The 17061-nt window shown below is 71.6% G+C and carries 15 protein-coding genes and 1 pseudogene; 13 read left to right on the top strand and 3 right to left on the bottom strand.

Going from position 1 to position 17061, the window contains the following annotated elements:
- Positions 1–1985: 1985 nt before the first annotated feature.
- From ACZ4NT_RS04015 to ACZ4NT_RS04000, 4 genes are all read left to right on the top strand, one after another.
- Complete coding sequence (locus ACZ4NT_RS04015; RefSeq protein WP_467723206.1) at positions 1986–2969, top strand: aldo/keto reductase; 984 nt, start codon at positions 1986–1988, stop codon at positions 2967–2969.
- Positions 2970–3252: 283 nt separating this feature from the next.
- Positions 3253–3483 (top strand): DUF7489 domain-containing protein, encoded by a 231-nt coding sequence (locus ACZ4NT_RS04010; protein WP_467723204.1) that lies wholly within the window; start codon positions 3253–3255, stop codon positions 3481–3483.
- 329 nt (positions 3484–3812) lie between these two features.
- Positions 3813–3968, top strand: a complete 156-nt coding sequence (locus ACZ4NT_RS04005; RefSeq protein ID WP_183117249.1) for a hypothetical protein — start codon at positions 3813–3815, stop codon at positions 3966–3968.
- Positions 3969–4300: 332 nt separating this feature from the next.
- Positions 4301–4792 carry a hypothetical protein gene (locus tag ACZ4NT_RS04000; RefSeq protein WP_467723202.1) on the top strand — a complete coding sequence of 164 codons (492 nt, stop codon included), beginning with the start codon at positions 4301–4303 and terminating at the stop codon, positions 4790–4792.
- A 331-nt stretch (positions 4793–5123) separates the two neighbouring features.
- Here ACZ4NT_RS04000 and ACZ4NT_RS03995 read toward each other — a convergent pair whose 3' ends face one another.
- Positions 5124–5504 carry a hypothetical protein gene (locus ACZ4NT_RS03995; protein WP_121409261.1) on the bottom strand — a complete coding sequence of 127 codons (381 nt, stop codon included), beginning with the start codon at positions 5502–5504 and terminating at the stop codon, positions 5124–5126.
- 356 nt (positions 5505–5860) lie between these two features.
- Between ACZ4NT_RS03995 and ACZ4NT_RS03990 the strand changes: the two genes are divergently transcribed.
- The 3 genes from ACZ4NT_RS03990 (at position 5861) to ACZ4NT_RS03980 (ending at position 7749) form a co-directional block, all read left to right on the top strand.
- A complete protein-coding gene (locus tag ACZ4NT_RS03990; protein ID WP_121409260.1) occupies positions 5861–6268 on the top strand; it encodes an ATP-binding protein in 408 nt (135 codons plus the stop codon).
- A gap of 174 nt (positions 6269–6442) precedes the next feature.
- On the top strand, positions 6443–7009 hold the full coding sequence (sigK, locus tag ACZ4NT_RS03985; RefSeq protein ID WP_121409259.1) for an ECF RNA polymerase sigma factor SigK: 567 nt from the start codon (positions 6443–6445) through the stop codon (positions 7007–7009).
- Entirely contained in the window at positions 7006–7749 is a 744-nt protein-coding gene (locus tag ACZ4NT_RS03980; RefSeq protein WP_121409258.1) for an anti-sigma factor, read from the top strand. The genes sigK and ACZ4NT_RS03980 overlap by 4 nt, the downstream gene beginning before the upstream one ends.
- Before the next feature lie 71 nt (positions 7750–7820).
- On the opposite strand, the pseudogene ACZ4NT_RS03975 reads toward ACZ4NT_RS03980, so the two are convergent.
- A pseudogene (locus ACZ4NT_RS03975) lies at positions 7821–8432 on the bottom strand (mycothiol transferase); the annotation flags it as partial.
- Between the two features lie 385 nt (positions 8433–8817).
- Between ACZ4NT_RS03975 and ACZ4NT_RS03970 the strand changes: the two are divergent.
- From ACZ4NT_RS03970 to ACZ4NT_RS03945, 6 genes are all read left to right on the top strand, one after another.
- Positions 8818–11244: a GH92 family glycosyl hydrolase gene (locus ACZ4NT_RS03970; RefSeq protein ID WP_467723200.1), complete on the top strand. Its 2427-nt coding sequence runs from the start codon at positions 8818–8820 to the stop codon at positions 11242–11244.
- A gap of 229 nt (positions 11245–11473) precedes the next feature.
- Positions 11474–11668 carry a putative ATP-grasp-modified RiPP gene (tgmA, locus tag ACZ4NT_RS03965; RefSeq protein WP_121409256.1) on the top strand — a complete coding sequence of 65 codons (195 nt, stop codon included), beginning with the start codon at positions 11474–11476 and terminating at the stop codon, positions 11666–11668.
- Between the two features lie 11 nt (positions 11669–11679).
- Positions 11680–12630, top strand: a complete 951-nt coding sequence (tgmB, locus tag ACZ4NT_RS03960) for an ATP-grasp ribosomal peptide maturase (RefSeq protein ID WP_467723197.1) — start codon at positions 11680–11682, stop codon at positions 12628–12630.
- A 151-nt stretch (positions 12631–12781) separates the two neighbouring features.
- Positions 12782–13279, top strand: coding sequence for a pyridoxamine 5'-phosphate oxidase family protein (locus ACZ4NT_RS03955; RefSeq protein WP_121409254.1), 498 nt, complete (start codon positions 12782–12784; stop codon positions 13277–13279).
- A 103-nt stretch (positions 13280–13382) separates the two neighbouring features.
- Entirely contained in the window at positions 13383–13790 is a 408-nt protein-coding gene (locus ACZ4NT_RS03950) for a YciI family protein (protein ID WP_467723195.1), read from the top strand.
- Complete coding sequence (locus ACZ4NT_RS03945; RefSeq protein ID WP_467723193.1) at positions 13787–14932, top strand: RNA polymerase sigma factor; 1146 nt, start codon at positions 13787–13789, stop codon at positions 14930–14932. Before ACZ4NT_RS03950 ends, ACZ4NT_RS03945 begins: the two co-directional genes overlap by 4 nt.
- Positions 14933–14981: 49 nt before the next feature.
- Here the strand turns inward: ACZ4NT_RS03945 and ACZ4NT_RS03940 are convergent, their stop codons facing one another.
- Positions 14982–16562, bottom strand: coding sequence for a protein kinase domain-containing protein (locus ACZ4NT_RS03940; RefSeq protein WP_467723191.1), 1581 nt, complete (start codon positions 16560–16562; stop codon positions 14982–14984).
- Positions 16563–17061 lie beyond the last annotated feature (499 nt).

Raw genomic sequence — 17061 nt, 5'->3', positions numbered from 1 at the left:
GCGCTGACCAATGACAGGCGCAGGGACGCGGCATGGGAACCGCGGTACACGGCGAGGGTCTACAACGCCTACAAGGCGCTGTTCGCCGCACGGCTGGCACCGGACAGCCCCGTGCGGGACCTGCTGCCGGCCGACAAGAGCTGGTACAACGTCACGGGCAACTTCCTCGGACTGGGCGGCAGCGTCGCCTTCAACAACCAGGGCGACAGCATCCAGACCGCCGTACCGGCGCAGACCGGTGGCGACTCCGGTGCGGCCCGTCCCCGGCTTCCGCAGGAGACTGCGGACACGGCCCCCCAGGACCGGTCGTCCGGAGGGGCGCGTCCGGGACACCGGGACAGCCGTCCCCGGTTCGTGGTGCGCTCGGGCTTCGACGCACGGCGGTTCACCTACGACGGCGACCCGGTCACCGACCTGACCGTCCGGATCGCGCTCCGCGGCACCGACGAGCAAGCCACGCGGGCGTTCCGTCAACTCGCTCTGGGGGTGCACGAGTTCCTGAACGCGCCGGGCCACCGTCTGCCCAACGGGGACCTGCTGCACGTGACCGTCGAACACGTCGACCCCGCCGACGACCCCCACCTGACCGTCGATGTGACGGGACGGGACCGGGTGATGGACCAGAACACATGGTGGGCGGACGCCGATCCGGTGCAGCTGGCGCACGAGCTGACCCATCAGCTCGGGCTGCGCGACGAATACCGGGATGCCGACGCGCCCCACCGCCCCCACGTCCCGGGCAGTCTCCTCGGCGGCCTGGACGCCGATCCGGAGCACCCCTCGCTTCGGCCGGCCGGTCTGCGGGATCGCCATCTCGCCCTGCTGGGAGCGCTGATCGGGGACCTGACCCGGCAGCCCGAGGCACCCGCGGGGGAGGTCGACGACGGGACCTGGGAGGCGGTGCGCACCGGTACCGACCCGGTCCTCCGCGAGTCCGTGTGGGTCGACCCGGTCTCCCTGCCCCGGCGGTCCGCCGACGGCCCACGCGCCGAAGGCACCGAAGGGGCCCAAGGAGCCCAAGGGAGCGAAGTCCCCGCCCGTATGCCGCAGGACTCGCACGACGCACCGGCTCCGACGCCAGTGGCCCACGTGCCGTTCTCGTCGGGGAACTTCGAGTTCACCAACCTCGCGCACTCGAACGAGAGGTACCGCGACAAGGCGATCCGCATCATCGATCTGCTGCGGAAGCACGACACCATCAGGCAGTACATCGGCAGCCGCCCCTGCCGGATCACCCTGCACCTGCGGACGACCGAGCCCCCGGCCGACGTGCGGGACCTGGGCGACGAGGGGGTCCGGATCAACCTCGCCAGTTACTACTTCGAGAAGTACGGCATCGGTCACATCATGGGGATGCTGGCGCACGAGATCGGCCTGCACCCGCTCGCCTCGCGCAACGCGAGGATCGCCGAGGAGGAGGAGCTGTACCGGGGCATGCCCCTGCTCGTGCCGGGGCTGGAGACCCTGAAGACGCCGCGCTTCATGAACACCGAGGGTGCCGGTCAGGAGGACCACGTGATGGCGGCCTTCCCGCACACGATCCGGCACGGCATCTACCGCGACATCGTCGTGGACCTGGCCACGGTGCTGGCGGCGGACGCGCAGGCGGGCGAGGAGGGGGCCAGGCCCCAGGACGTCACCGACCTCATCGACTGCTACCTGATGGACCTCGCCTCCATCGCGCTCACCAACGACCACCGGACGAACGCGGCGAAGGAGCCCGGCTACACGGCGAGGGTCTACAACGCCTACAAGGAGCAGTTCCACGACCGGTTGGCGCAGGCCCCTGCCCTGCGCGCCCTCCTGCCGACCGACAAGAGCATGTTCGGCGTGATGAACGACTTCCGGCGCCTCGCCACGTACATCGCGATCGGCAACACCGGCGACAGCATCCAGCGGACCGGCACGACGTAGGGTGCGCGGACATCGCGGCGCACCGGTGAGGGCCGTCCCGCACGCGGACGGGGAAGTGTCAGACTGACATCATGAACGAGCGTGAATTCGGCAGGTCAGGACAGCATGCTTCGGTCGTCGGACTCGGCACGTGGCAGCTCGGCGCGGACTGGGGCGACGTCGACGATCAGGACGCCCTGGCCGTACTGGAGGCGGCGGCGGAGTCGGGCGTGACGTTCTTCGACACGGCCGACGTGTACGGCGACGGGCGCAGCGAGCAGACCATCGCCACGTTCCTGCGCGGCAGGCCGGACCTGCACGTGCTGGTCGCCACCAAGATGGGACGCCGCGTCGACCAGATCCCGGAGAACTACGTCCTCGACAACTTCCGCGCCTGGAACGACCGTTCCCGCCGCAACCTCGGTGTCGACCGCATCGACCTGGTGCAGCTGCACTGTCCGCCGACCGCGGTGTACTCCTCCGACGCGGTGTTCGACGCCCTCGACACCCTGGTCGAGGAGGAGCGGATCGCCGCCTACGGGGTGAGTGTCGAGACGTGCGACGAGGCGCTGACCGCGATCGCCCGGCCCCATGTCGCGAGTGTCCAGATCATCCTCAACCCCTTCCGCATGAAGCCGCTCCGCAAGGTCCTGCCGGCCGCGGCCGAAGCGGGCGTCGGCATCATCGCCCGGGTCCCGCTGGCGTCCGGTCTTCTGTCGGGCAAGTACACGAAGGACACGGTGTTCGGCGAGAACGACCACCGGACCTTCAACCGGCACGGAGAGGCCTTCGACCAGGGCGAGACCTTCTCGGGCGTCGACTTCGCCACCGGGGTGGAGGCGGCGGCCGAGTTCTCCGCCCTCGCACCCGAAGGCTTCACGCCGGCCCAGCTGGCGCTGCGCTGGATCGTGCAGCAGCCCGGTGTGACCACGGTGATCCCGGGCGCCCGCTCGCCGGAGCAGGCCCGCGCCAACGCGGCCGCCGCGAAGATGCCGGAGCTGTCACCGGAGACCCTCGACGCGATCGAGCGTCTCTACGATCAGCGGATCAAGGACGAGGTGGAGGGCCGCTGGTAGCGGCGGGAGCCGAGTGAAGGGCGGCGGGCACGGGTCCATGGCGGCCTTGCCCGCGGCCGTCGGGACCTTGTCGTCGCCGACGCGGAGGACGTCCGGCTCGACGGTGGCCGCCGGGTGGCGCCGGGCCGACTCCCGCGTCTGAGCCCAGCGGGCGGCGGCGCGTCCGCCCTTTCGCCGTTGCCCTGCTCAGGACATTTGTCCGGCCTTTCGGGCGACACCTGTACTGCGGTACCTGTGCCTCTCGACACTGCAGCACGCGAGTCGAAATCCGTAGGCTTGCGGCATGTTCAAATCTCGCAAACCAGGACCGGGCGATGCCTGGGAGGGCATCGTCGAGGACAAGTCGCGGGGCATGCTCGACGGCGCGAACCTGTACCACGTCGTCAAGGTGAGGTGCGTGGACGGTCGGGGCATCAAGGTGCGCATCGACCGCGGGTTGTGGAAGTCGATCGCGGTCGGCGATCGCATCGCCAAGGAGCCGGGTGGCGACCCGGCCAAGGCATCACCCCGCTGACCATGACCAGGCGCCGACCGACCGGCCCCACTCCGCCAAGCCCTCACGGATACGTGGGGCGATGACAGAGATCGGCGTCGCCGCCCTCAGGACTCGCCGCAGGCTTCACGCAGACGCTGAAGGTTTGCCTGGTGCTCATCGATCCACTCGGACCCACTCGTCCACTCGCGCTCCCTTTTGCCTGTCGTGTGTCCAGAGCCTGCATGCACGGTACGGGCAGGGTCCGACAGTGGACATGGGCGTCATTGAGGCTTCCTGACCTGTTGCCTGCCGGCAGCGGCATGCCGGACCCCTGGTCTGGGTCTCCGTAGGCCGGGCACCGGTGGAGCATGACCTTGCTCGTGGTGGCGACTGGGCTGGCCCAGGACAGCAGGCCGGACGGACCTCCGTGGCTCAAGTGGACGTTCCTGGCCGTATGGATCGCCCTTGCGCCATGGATCATCCACAAGCTGCACCGCAGGGGCTACTTCAGGAGGCGACGCTGATCTCCACGCCGCAACACCTACCGGCACAAGCCCAGTTCAGCGGGCACTGCTGAGCGTTGACAGGTGAGTTCGGCGGCTCGCCGGGACAGGTCAGCCCTCTGCTCGACCGGGCATCCACCGAGCACAGCCCTGTGTTGCATCGCAGCCCGGCTGGGCCAATCCGGTGGTGACACTCGGTTTCGGCGGTCACAGTGGACGTACTCGGTCGAGGGGGAGTCGGGGTGGGGGAGGGAAGACCGGTCGCGGAACGCGGACTGTTCGCACCGGATACCGTCGTGGTGCGGCAGCCGGCGCGTTCACGATGGCGCCGGTACGTGGGTCCTGCCCTGTCCGTGTCCACGGTGGAGGGGAGCCTGACCGCCCAGGTCACGCATGCCGACGACACTCACTCCCTCCTCGCCGACACGTCCGGCGAGTGCATCGTCCGTATCGACAGGCGTCCCCGATTCGGCCCCTTCGGACCAGTGCAGTTCCGCTTCACCGACAGCGCGGGCGTGGAGACCGGCAGCGCCGTTGCGCGTGGCTTCATGAAGACCCGACGACTGACCCTTCGCGCACGACGAGGACGTCATATTCTCCTTTCGCGGCAGGGCCATCTGTCCCACGAGTGGCTTCTGGCCGAGGCCGATCCGAAAGGGAACCCGGTGCCCGAGCCGCTCGGCCGGGTCACGGTGACCACCGCTGACCCGTGGCTCGGACTGCAGCGGTACCTGGTCGAAATGAATCTGCTCCTGGACGTCTCCGAACGGCGGACCGTCGTCGCCTCGGTCGTCTGTCTGCACCTGCTCCGCCGCCCTGCGGGTGGCAGCGCCGCACCTGCGTGAGGGTGAGGGCCGGTACCTCATCGGCCGAACGGGGGAAACCATAGTGGATCGAGATCGGCCAGGTCTTCCCCTGAACCTGCTGGCGAGCCGGGCCGCGACCCAGGGCACCATCGAGCGAGCCACGCCGGCCGGCGATTCCGAGTCGGCCGCCTCATCCGAGGCACCGGACTGACCGGGGAGCCGCAACCCCGACCTGCGCGGTCGGGTCGCAGGCGGCATCCGGGGCATCGGCGACGGCCCGATCGGCCGGAAGGCGGCCCGCAGGATGCCTGCCGGAGCATGGGTGAGGGCCGGAGCCTCAGGCGGCCCCGGCCCTCATCTCACGTGGGGCTCAGTGGTGCTTGCAGTCCCAGTGGCCCTTGACCCAGTGGTGATCCCAGTGGCCGGGAACGTAGACCCACTTGTAGGTGTAGTGGTGCTCCCAGGAACCCTGGTGCCAGGTGCCGTGCTTGTCGTGGTGGCCGTGGTGCCAGGTCTTGTGGTGGACCTGTCGCTTCTCCCAGTGGCCCTTGACCCACTTCTTCTCCCAGTGCCCCTTCGCCCACGTGCACTTGTCGTGGTGGCCGTGATGGTCGGCGACCGCGGTGGAGACGGAGGAGGGGGCGGGGGCCGCGTTGGCCGTGGTGGACATGCCGAGCGCGGCACCTCCGGCCAGCAGTCCCGTGGCCGCGGTTCCCGCCACCAGTCGTCGGACACGCATGGATACTGTCATCGCTCGAATCTCCTTGCCAGAGCATGGCGAACACAACGAAGAAGGTGCCTGTCCTGCCGTGAACGGCCGCAAGGTGATGCGGCAGATGGGTGACACGAGCTGCGGTGGCTGCCTAGTTGTGTCGGACATGAGGGATTCGGAGCCGACGAGGCCGCGGATGACACCGCGGGAAGAAACGCGCCCTGTCATCTCGTGGGCGGGGGTGTGCCCTGTGCGGCATCCGTGAAGTGAAGCCGCCCGGGGCGGGACTGCCGGCCAGGGTCAGATTCCGTACCGGCACGGCATCCGTCCGGCCGCCGGCTACGAATCACCTGCACAGAGGAAAGACCAGTTCTGAGGCCCCGGAGGGGGCGGACATGTCCACGATCGCCTCGCCGCCTGTCACGCAGCGGCACACCGTATCCCTGCCCTGCGGCCGGCACGCACCGGCTGTGGCCCGCCGCATCACCGAACGGTGGCTGAGAGCCGCTGACCAGCCGTATCGTGTCGCGGACGCCGTACTCATCGTCTCGGAGCTGATCACCAATGCGGTCCGGCACACCCGGGGCTCGTGTTCGCTGACTCTCACCGTCCAGGACGGACGGCTGGACATCGCCGTTGCGGACCAGAGCGAAGAGCTCCCGGATCTTCACGCACGGGCAGGCGCGGGCGATCACGGCGGCTTCGGTCTGGAGATCGTCGGGCGACTCGGCGGGCAGGTGCGGATCGTGCCCGCACTCGGGGGCAAGACGGTGCACGTCCTGCTCGGCCCGGAGACGGGGTAAGCCGTGTCGTCATGGCCTCCGCACGGCCACGGGCCCCGTTCCCGGACCGCCGACGTCACCCGCACACCTGTTCCGCCCTGCGCCGTGGAGCAGCCGGCACCAGAGTGGACCGCGGAACCCGGCACGCTGCGGGCGCAGCCCGGACCGCAGCACGACGCACAAGAGGAGCCGACGTTGTTGCGCCGCTCAGAGCCCGGCACACGAGCAGAGGAACTGCTGCCTCGTGTGGCCGAAGGAGACAGGGAGGCCTTCGCGGGGATCTACGACGCCTTCAGCGGGACCGTCATGGGACTGGCCTGCCGCATTCTGCGCGATGCAGCCCAGGCAGAGGAAGTCACTCAGGACGTCATGATCGAAGTCTGGCGCACCGCGGACCGCTACGACCCCCGGCGAGGGACGGCCAAAGCCTACGTGCTCACCCTCGCCCACCGCCGTGCCGTGGACCGGGTGCGCTCCGCCCAGGCCAGTAAAGAGCGTGAACAGCGCGCCTCCGCCTTCCTCGCGGAGCGGGACTTCGACGAGGTCGCCGAGACCGTCCTGACCCACGATGAGCAGCGGCGCACCTACCACTGCCTGGCCTCCCTGGCCCGGCTCCAGCGTGTTCCCCTGGTACTCGCCTACTACCAGGGCCTGACCCATCTGGAGGTCGCCGAGGCGCTGGGAACCCCTGCGGGCACCGTGAAGTCCCGTATGCGCACAGGCCTGAGGCAGTTGCGTGCCTGCCTGGAAGGAAAGACATGACACCCCGGGACGATCCGCACCTGGCGCTCGGGGCGTACGTCCTGCACGCGCTGTCTCCGGCCGAGGAAGCCGCCTTCGAAAACCATCTGGCCGGCTGCGAGACGTGCCGCCACGAAGCCGCCCTGCTGCAGGAGGCCACCGCCGCCATTGCCGGCATGCATGCGATGCCCGTGGCGCCTCACGTGAGAGCGAGCACCCTGGACGCCCTCACCCGCGTTTCCCAGGACCGTCCCCGCCACCGGGCGCGCACGGTACGCCGCCGGGCCCTGAACCTCGTTCTCGCCGCGAGCATCGCCGCCGTCTCCGCCCTCGGCGGCGTCGCCCTCTGGCAGCACTCCCAGGCCCAGGACGCCCGAGCCCGAGCCGACCGAGCACAGTCCACCAACCGCACTCTCACCAGCGTCGTCACCGCCCCCGACGCAACGCTGCACACGGCGGAACTGGCCGACGGGGCCGTAGCCGCGGTGGTCGTCTCACGGGATCAAGGCAGTGCCCTCTTCACCGCCCGGGACCTGCCGGCCCTGACCGGGAACAAGGTCTACGAACTCTGGTACGCCGCCGACACGGGCGCACTGCGCCCCGCCGGTCTCCTGCACGGCGAAGGAAAGCGAGCCGCACGCGTCCTCGAAGGTCCCCTTGCCGGCGCGGTTGCCGTCGGAATCACGGTGGAGCCCTCCGGTGGCTCGGAACAGCCCACCACGAAACCTCTGGGCATCGTCTCCCTCACTTCTCGAACGTGACGAACTCCGCGGCCACGGCAGGGCGGACTCGGCCTGATCCGGACCTGCACGCCGGTGCTGCCGTCGATGCGTTCCCGGACCGGGTCGGCGTGGCCGTTGTGGCGGGCGTATACCCCGATCATGCGGACGTGGATCCAGCGGAGGCTGACGTCCTGCTCCCTGAAGCGGCCCGTATCGGTCGGAGCACGGTCGACGCAGTGCTCGCGGGCGCGGGCGATCTCCTCGTGCCAGATGGTGAGGGCGTCGCTCAGGGAGGCGCCCGCAGACACGTCGAAGCCGCCGTCGGGGGCATCGACGTCGGCCTGCAGGGCGCAGACGGGCGGGGCCCGTTCTCCGGCGAACACGCGGCGGAACCAGTTCCCCTCCACCTCCGCCATGTACGGGACCAGGCCGGTCAACGTGAAACCGGACGGCGGCACGGACGCGACGGCGGCCTGTTCGTCGTCCAGGCCCTCGCACGTCCTCCGTCCCCGCCCGCGCGCGGGCCGGTGCGCGGGTGGCGTTCCTGGCGTGGCGTCGTCGGCGCAGGTGGCTCGCGGGTGTGAGCGGTTGTCGATGCCCTCGCCGGACGTACCAGCGGCCAGGCCACTTGTCGTAGCGGCGCCGTCCGACCGCAGCGCCTCCGTGGGGCCGCGGTCCGGCCGCAGCGACCTGTCGCGGGAACGTCCTCTGACCGGGGTCACTGTCGCGGCCCCCCGTCTTGCCGGAGTGGTACGTCGTGGGACCGCCCTCACACCAGGGCGACGCCGTCGCGGAGCCCCATCCGCCCCCGGCGACGGCCGCAAGTGCCCCCGCCCGACCGGGCGCCCGCCGGGACCGGCCCCCGCCCGAGCATGCCGCCCGCCGCGACCCAGGCGCCCGCCGGGGGCCCGCAAGCGCGTGCCGCCGCGACAAGGGCGGCCCCCGCCGCACCGTTCACCCCCCTGTCATCGTCCCGACGCGTCCGTCCCTTCCCGCGCCCCGGGGAGCCTTCTATCCTCGCGTCGGGCCGCCGCCCGAAAAGCCGTCGGGTGCAGCCCCGTTCGACCTGTCCTGCCCCGCTCCACCCGTCGGAAGGCGACACCGCACATGCGCCCACCAAGGCTGCGCACGGCGAGACGGTTCTGTACCCGATCCGCCGCCCTCGTCGTGACCAGCGCACTGGCTCTGGCCGTCCCGTCCCCCGCCCACGCCGCGGCCCGCCCGGCCGAGAGGCCGGTCTCGCTCGTCGACCCGCTGATCGGGTCGGCCAACGGCGGCAACACCTACCCGGGAGCCACCCTTCCCCACGGCATGATCGCCTGGTCGCCGACCAGCACCACCGGCGACCAGACCAGCACCGGGGCCGCCAACGGCTACCAGTACGACACCACCCGGATCCGCGGGCTCAGCCTCACCCACGTCAACGGCGCCGGCTGCAACCCCGGCGCCGCCGGAGACGTCCCGATCATGCCGTTCGTGGGCGACGTGACCTCCTCGCCGTCGGCGGACACCAAGGACGCCGTCTACGCGGCCGACTTCGCGCACGCCGACGAGAAGGCCGTACCCGGGCGCTACACGCTCGGCCTCGACACCGGCGCGCGTGCGGACCTGGCGGTCACCACACGGGCGGGCGTCGCCGACTTCACCTTCCCCGACGACCGTCCCGCGAATCTGCTCTTCCGGGTCTCCAACTCCCTCAACGGCAGCGAGGACGCGCACGTCGACATCGACACCGCGCACCGCAAGGTGACCGGCTGGGTCCTCACCGGAGCGTGTGGCCGCCGGGCCAACGGCGGGACCAACAACCGCAAGAGCTACTACAAGCTGTACTTCAGCGCCTCGTTCGACCGCTCCTTCTCCTCCGTCGGCACCTGGAAGGACGGCACGCTCTCGGCCGGCTCGACCCTCGCCTCCGGAGGCGAGGGATATGCCACGGGAGCGGACCGCGCGGGCCGCGGCTCCGGTGGCTACGTCGGTTTCGACACCCACGTTGACAACGATGTCCGGATGCGGATCGGCATCTCCTACGTCAGTCCCGGCGGCGCCGAGGCGAACCTGCGCGGTGAGATACCTCCGCGGGCCGGCGTGGCCGATGTGGCGCGCGCGGGCGCCGACGCCTGGGACCGCGAACTGAGCACGGTGCGCATCGCGGGCGGCAGCACCGCCCGGCGGGCCACCTTCTACACCGCGCTCTACCACTCCCTCATGCAGCCGAACCTCATCAGTGACGCCGACGGCCGCTACTCCGGCATGGACGGCGCGGTGCACCGTCTCGCCCCGGGCCAGCGGGCCCAGTACAGCAACTTCTCCGGCTGGGACCAGTACCGGGCCCAGATCCAGCTGCTCGCCCTGCTGAAGCCCCGGATCGCGGGCGACTTCGCCCAGTCCCTCTTCAACTTCGCCCGGCAGAACGGCGGTGTGTGGGACCGCTGGGTGCACGTCAACGGCGCCACCCACGTCATGACGGGCGACCCGTCGGCGGCCACCCTGGCCACCTTCTACGCGATGGGAGTGCGCAACTTCGACCACGAGGGCGCGTTCGCGTCACTGGCACGGCAGGCCACCGTGCCGCACCCCGACGGACTCTCCGACGCGGGCTGCCCCGGGCAGTGCGTGGGCCAGCGGCCCAACCTCGCCCAGTACCTGAGCTCCCATTACGCGGCCCAGGACGTCTGCCACTGCTGGGGCGGAGCCGCCGAGACCCTGGAGGACGCGGTCGCCGACTCGGCGCTGGCGAAGTGGGCGCGGCTGCTCGGCCGCGACGAGGAGGCGGACGCCTTCGCCGAGCGGGGCGCCTACTGGCGCAACGTCTTCAACCCCGCCGCCACCCCCGGCGCCGGATACGTCCAGGCCCGCAACCTGGACGGCTCCTGGGTGACACCGTTCGGCCCCGGCAGCGACCGCGGCTTCGCGCAGGGCACCAGTGCCACGTACACCTGGATGGTGCCGCAGGACGTCCAGGGACTGGCCGACGCGATGGGCGGCAGGGACGTGGCCGCGGCCCGTCTCGACGGCTTCTTCCACACGGCGGACGGCGGGTGGTCCGTGCGCGGCGGCGACCCGCTGCGCTACGACCCCACCAACGAACCCGGCATCCACGCGCCGTGGCTGTACAACGCCCTCGGGCAGCCCTGGAAGACCCAGGCGACCGTACGGCAGATCCTCGACACGGTGTACGGCACGGGTCCCGCCGGTCTGCCGGGCAACGACGACCTGGGCACCATGTCCGCCTGGTACGTCTTCTCCGCCCTGGGCCTGTACCCGCAGACGCCGGGCAGCGGCGCCCTGCTGCTGGGCACCCCGCTCTTCCCGACGGCGGTGATCGACCGTCCCGGCGGGACCGGCATCACCATCAGCGCACCCGACGCCGACGCCGCACACCCGTACGTCGACGCCGTCCGCCTCGACGGACGGACCACGACCCGTTCGTGGACGGACTCGCGTCTGGTGACCGGGGGCGGCAGGCTCGACTACCGCCTCGCCGCGCAGCCGAACACCACCTGGGGAACCGACCCCGCGGGCCTTCCCAGGTGACCTCTGCGGCTCCGTGCGGACACTCACGGTGTTCTCATGGAGCCGCAGCCTCACGCGGGAACTCTCCCCGGCCGCTGCGGCGTTGACGTGGGGAAGGCCGCCGCAAGGTGTGCGTCACGAGCCCACGATGTGACGGCCTTCACGCTCATGTGTCGGAAAGTGATGAATTCCTTACAGGGGATACACGTACCGGTGTGCAGAGGCATCGTCAGACCGCGGGAGGTTCTTCGTGCGACCGTTCACGCTCAACTACGCCCTGCCCACAGGGCAACCGGCGGCCGCCCTGCCCCCCTACCACTTCGACTCCTCCCTGCAGCTGAATGTGCTGCCGGACGGCCGCCCGGCGGTGAGTGACCGCGCCCTCCTCATGGCCGCGGGCACCACCACCTCCACCGCCGGTTCGCAGACGCACTTCGACGACTGACGGACCGCCGGATGACGGTCCTGGTCCTCACCGCCGAGCAGGATGTCACCGCCGACATGGTGGTGGCCGAGCTGAACACGCGCGGTGTCCCGGTGGTGCGCCTCGACCCCGCGGACCTCCCCGACAAGGCGGTCCTGTCCGCCGACTACGCCCACGGTGACTTCGAGGGCCACCTGTCGGTGAACGGCCATGTGCTCAGCATGACGGGCCTGCGTTCGGTCTGGGTCCGGCGCCCGGGTGAGCCGGCCGCCCACGCCTCCCAGGCCTCGCCGTGGCTCACCGCCGAGACCCGGCAGGCGCTCTTCGGCATGCTGTACTCGGCGGTCACCCGCTGGATGAACCATCCGAGCAGTGCCGAACAGGCCCGGCACAAACCCTGGCAGCTGCGCGTCGCCCACCTCAGCGGCTTCGCCGTGCCGCCCACGATCGTCACCACCGCCCCGCGGGTGGCGCAGCAGTTCGTGGAGGAGTACCGGGAGGTGGTGGTGAAGTCCGCCTCGGGGCCGCCGCCCGGTGATCCCTACGTCTCCCTGCCGACCACGCTGATCGGACCGGGCACGGACTTCTCCGGCGTCGCGGCGGGCCCCGCGCTGCTCCAGCGCTACGTTCCCAAGCGGGCCGACATCCGGCTCACCTGTGTCGGGGCGCGCCTGTTCGCGGCCCGGAAGACCGCGGCCCCCGGCCAGATCGACGGCCGCTACGGCGACACCGGTCACCTCTGGGAGACCACCGCCGTGCCCGATCGGGTCGCCAGGTCGGTCCAGGAGTACATGGCGTTCACCGGGCTCGCCTACGCGGCCTTCGACTTCGCGGAGGACGACGAGGGCCTGTGGTGGTTCCTGGAGTGCAACCAGGGCGGGCAGTTCGGCTTCGTCGAACTGGAGACCGGCCAGCCGATCGCCGAGGCGGTCGCACTCTGGCTGGCGTACCGAAGACCCGGGAGTGACACCCGTCCGGTCTGAACGGCGCTGTCGCCGCCGGAAAAAGATGAGTTCGGGTCCGGTGTCGAGAACGGGGAACCGGCTCCGTCCCAGGGGGCAGCAGCGGCCGCGACGGGCGGCGCGACGGCGGACGGCCGCCGCGGGCCCGCCGCAGAACCCCGGGAGGACCCCCATGGAACCGAACGAGATCGCCGAGATCCTGAACCGCCCGCTCAGCCGGGAACTGCTGGCGCGCGACCTGACCAGGCTGGCCTACGTCGCCAAGGACGGCACTCCCCGCAACGTCCCGATCGCGTTCAGCTGGAACGGCTCGGAGATCGTCATGTGCACCGCGAAGAACGCCCCGAAGCTCCCGGCGCTGCGCGAGAATCCCGCGGTCGCCCTCACGATCGACACCGAGGTGCACCCCCCGAAGATCCTGCTCGTCCGCGGCCGGGCCGAGCTGGACGTGGTCGACGGCATCCCGGACGAGTACCTGGAGGCGAACACCACCTACGAGATGACGCCCGAGCAGCGGGTCCACTGGGAGGCGGAGGTGCGTTCGCTGTACGACGGCATGGTCCGGATCGTCGTGACCCCGACGTGGGCGAAGCTCATCGACTTCGAGACGACGCTGCCCAGCGCGGTGGAGGAGCTGGCCCGGCGGCGGGCCGAGCGGGAAGGCGCCTGAGCACGGCGAGTTCGTCCGTCCGGGGCCCGCCGAGAACCCCGTGGCGGCTCCGTCCGCGGGACGGACGCGGCCACAATGGGCGTACCGAACCAAGGAGTGGACGATGGCCAAGTACCTGCTGCTCAAGCACTACCGGGGTGCGCCCGCAGCCGTCAACGACGTCCCGATGGAGCAGTGGACGCCGGAGGAGGTGTCGGCACACGTGCAGTACATGCGGGACTTCGCCGCACGGCTGGAGACCACCGGTGAGTTCGTCGACAGCCAGGCGCTGTCCCCGGAGGGCACGTTCGTCCGCTACGACGGCGAGGGGCGGCCGCCGGTCACCGACGGCCCGTTCGCCGAGACCAAGGACCTGATCGCCGGCTGGGTGGTCGTCGACGCCGACAGCCACGAACGGGCGCTGGAGCTGGCGGCCGAGTTGTCCGCGGCGCCGGGGGCGGGGGGCAGGCCGATCCACGAGTGGCTGGAGGTCCGCCCGTTCTACACCGAGCAGGCCACGGCCGCCGAGTGAACGAGTCGCTGCTCCGGGAACTGGTGCCCTCGGTGATCGGCGTTCTCGTCCGGCGCGGAGCGGATTTCGCGGCGGCGGAGGACGCCGTTCAGGAGGCCCTGGTCGAAGCCGTGCGCGTGTGGCCGGACCGGCCGCCCCGGGATCCCAAGGCCTGGCTGGTCACGGTGGCCTGGCGCAAGTTCCTCGACGCCGTCCGCGCCGAGACCTCCCGGAAGCACCGTGAGGCACGCGTCGAGGGCGAGCCGGTGCCCGGTCCGGCCGCCGCGGTGGACGACACGCTGCAGCTGTACTTCCTGTGCGCGCACCCGTCCCTGACACCTGCCTCGGCCGTGGCGCTCACGCTGCGGGCGGTCGGCGGTCTGACCACGCGCCAGATCGCGCAGGCCTATCTCGTCCCGGAGGCCACCATGGCCCAGCGGATCAGCAGGGCCAAGCGGACCGTGTCGGGCGTCCGGTTCGACCGGCCCGGTGACGTCGCCACCGTGCTGCGCGTGCTCTACCTGGTCTTCAACGAGGGCTACTCCGGTGACGTCGACCTCGCCGCCGAGGCGATCCGGCTCACGCGTCGGCTGGCCGCCGGTTTCCCTCACGAGGAGGTCGCGGGCCTCCTCGCGCTGATGCTGCTCCACCACGCACGGCGGGCGGCCAGGACCGGCCCCGACGGCAGGCTGGTGCCGCTCGCCGAGCAGGACCGCGGTCGGTGGGACACCCGGTTGATCGCCGAAGGCGTCGAGGTGCTCCAGGCGGCCCTCGCCCGCGACCGGCTGGGCGAGTTCCAGGCCCAGGCCGCCATCGCCGCGCTGCACGCCGACGCCCGGTCCGCCGAGGAGACGGACTGGGTGCAGATCGTCGAGTGGTACGACGAGTTGGTCGCCCTCACCGACAACCCGGTGGCGCGGCTGAACCGGGCCGTCGCCGTCGGCGAGGCCGACGGCCCGAGGGCGGGGCTGGCGGCGCTGGCGGAACTCGACCCGGGCCTGCCGCGGTACACCGCCGTGGCGGCGTATCTGCACGAGCGGGACGGCGACCCGGTGACCGCGGCACGCCTCTACGCCGAAGCCGCCCGGTCGGCGCCGAGCCTTCCCGAACGCGACCACCTCACACGTCGGGCGGCCCGGCTGAACGAGCAACTGCGTGGGTGAGCCCCGGCGCAGTCCCCGTGCCGTGCGGCGGAGGCTGCGGCGGGGTTCCTCACCCGGTGGAGTCCCGGAACGACCGCAGGAAGACGTCCAGTGCCCGCCGGTTCCCGGTGTCGTTCCAGTCGTCGGCCGGGGTCGTCCAGCGGAAGGAGAAGCCGCGGCCGGGCCCGATGAGGAAGCCGCGGCCCAGGGTGCGCGAGCGGCCCCCCGCGGTGTCGGAGAACCATTCGAGGTCTGCCGCGTCGAGGCCCCGGTAGTCGACCGCGCGGATGTCGCCCACCCGTTCGTAGTCCACCGACGTCCGCTGCAGGGACGGCTCCAGTTCGCGCCAGACACGGACGGGGTCGGGCCCGAGCTGCTCGCTGTAGGTGATCGCCAGGGTGCGGGGATCGCCGTCGGCGCCGAACGTGACGCGGTAGGACGCGTCGGAGGAGTCGCGGTCGAGCGGTTTCCACCCGGTGGGCAGATCGATCGAGAACCCCTCCCGCGCCTTGTAGCGGTAGAAGCCCGCCGGCGCGGCCGTGGGAGCCGGCGTGGACGGCGCGGAGGAGGACGGCGAGGGGGACGCCGACGCGGAGGGCGGCTCCTCCTCGGCGGAGCCGCCGGCGGCCGGGCGGGACGGCGTGGGGCGCGACGCGGAGGGGCTCCCGTCCGGGCCGCCGCCGGTCAGGGCGAGGGCGGTGAGCGAGGCCCCGACCACGGCCAGCGCCACCATGCCCAGCAGCACGGGCCGGCCCACGGTCCGCCGCCCCCACACCCGGCCCGTCCGCCAGGCGGCGGCGTACGCGTCCCGCAGACAGGGGTGGGACGCCGCCTGCTTCGTCTCCTCGGGGTCCTCGTGCACGATGCGGGTCAGCGCGGCGCGCACGACCGGCTCGGGCAGACGTTCCTGGGGGTCCCTGCGGAGCAGCCCCTGCACGGCGGGGGCGAGCGGTCCCGCGCTCAGCGGGGCCCGGATGGGCAGCAGGTCGACCGCCCGCAGCGTCGCCTCGACCGGCCCCCGGTCCCGGACGGGCGGCCGCCCCTCCACCATCGTGTAGAGGAGCGCCCCGAGGGCCCACAGGTCCGCCGCGGGTCCGGTGCTCTCGCCGCGCGCCTGCTCGGGGGAGGCGTACGACGGTGCGGTGACGCGCGGGGACGACGCGGACCCCAGCAGACCGAAGCCGGCGATCAGCACATCGCCGTCCCTCCTTACGAACACCTGCCCGGGACTGAGGTCGGCGTGGGTGATGCCCTCGCCGTGGGCGGCCGCCAGGACGTCGAGGATCGCCAGCCCGATGCGGGCCGCCCGCACGTAGTTGACCGGACCGTGCCTGAGGAGGTCGCTGAGGGGATTGCCGTCGATCCGCTCCATGACCGTCCACAGGACGCCGTTCTCCTCAACGACGTCGACGACGGGGGCCACCCGGCCCGGACAGGCCGCCTGCATGGCCTCGGACTCGCGCAGGATCCGGGCGGCCGTACGGCGTGCGCCCGTTCCTCCGGCCGGCCGCGACTCCACGAGGGAGACCGGCCGTCCGAACCGGACGTCCTGGCCGTGCCAGCCGGCCCGGCCCTCCTCCCGGTGGACGACCTCCTGCGGCCAGTACCGTCCGGCGATCAACTCCTGCGTGGTGGCTTGCCCCTCGGTCATGGTCATCCCTCGCTACGGACCGGTCTCTCGCCTTTCCCGGTTGTACGGAGGGTGTGACCGCAGGTGTTCAACGACCGAGCGATTTGGGCGGCCGGTTCTTCGCCGGCCGCCCGTTTCGGGGCACCGATTCCCGCCCGGACGACGATGCGTTGGCCAGCGGTTGACGCTGTGAGGTGATCCGATGTGCGCTCGGCGGAGGCCGCTCCCGCCGCGGGGGACCGGAGCCGGGCCGTCGCCGCGCCCGCGCTGAAGGGCTCCCGGACCGGCCGGAGCCGCGCCGACGATGGACGACGGGTATGCGCTCGGCCGCGGCGGCGGAGGTCACCGGACCATCGTGGCCGCGGCCGGCCGCTGACCGGCTTCTCCGGCAGGCCCGTCGGGGCGGGGGGGGGGGGGGGGGGGGGGGGGGGACTGGGGCTCCCCACCCCCCCATCCGGGGGAGAGGGCAACGGCTGGGCGGGGGGAGGAAAAAGGGTATTTTTCTCCCTTCCCGCACGGG

The organism is Streptomyces sp. NPDC026417, from assembly GCF_055567695.1.
This window is presented reverse-complemented; position numbering and strand designations above follow the sequence as displayed.

Excerpts from the sequence above, each read along its gene's own strand:
- ACZ4NT_RS04015 (WP_467723206.1), top strand. The coding sequence starts at position 1,986 with ATGAACGAGCGTGAATTCGGCAGGTCAGGACAGCATGCTTCGGTCGTC.
- ACZ4NT_RS04010 (WP_467723204.1), top strand. The coding sequence starts at position 3,253 with ATGTTCAAATCTCGCAAACCAGGACCGGGCGATGCCTGGGAGGGCATC.
- ACZ4NT_RS04005 (WP_183117249.1), top strand. The coding sequence starts at position 3,813 with ATGACCTTGCTCGTGGTGGCGACTGGGCTGGCCCAGGACAGCAGGCCG.
- ACZ4NT_RS03995 (WP_121409261.1), bottom strand. The coding sequence starts at position 5,504 with ATGACAGTATCCATGCGTGTCCGACGACTGGTGGCGGGAACCGCGGCC.
- ACZ4NT_RS03990 (WP_121409260.1), top strand. The coding sequence starts at position 5,861 with ATGTCCACGATCGCCTCGCCGCCTGTCACGCAGCGGCACACCGTATCC.
- ACZ4NT_RS03980 (WP_121409258.1), top strand. The coding sequence starts at position 7,006 with ATGACACCCCGGGACGATCCGCACCTGGCGCTCGGGGCGTACGTCCTG.
- ACZ4NT_RS03970 (WP_467723200.1), top strand. The coding sequence starts at position 8,818 with ATGCGCCCACCAAGGCTGCGCACGGCGAGACGGTTCTGTACCCGATCC.
- tgmB (WP_467723197.1), top strand. The coding sequence starts at position 11,680 with ATGACGGTCCTGGTCCTCACCGCCGAGCAGGATGTCACCGCCGACATG.
- ACZ4NT_RS03955 (WP_121409254.1), top strand. The coding sequence starts at position 12,782 with ATGGAACCGAACGAGATCGCCGAGATCCTGAACCGCCCGCTCAGCCGG.
- ACZ4NT_RS03950 (WP_467723195.1), top strand. The coding sequence starts at position 13,383 with ATGGCCAAGTACCTGCTGCTCAAGCACTACCGGGGTGCGCCCGCAGCC.
- ACZ4NT_RS03940 (WP_467723191.1), bottom strand. The coding sequence starts at position 16,562 with ATGACCGAGGGGCAAGCCACCACGCAGGAGTTGATCGCCGGACGGTAC.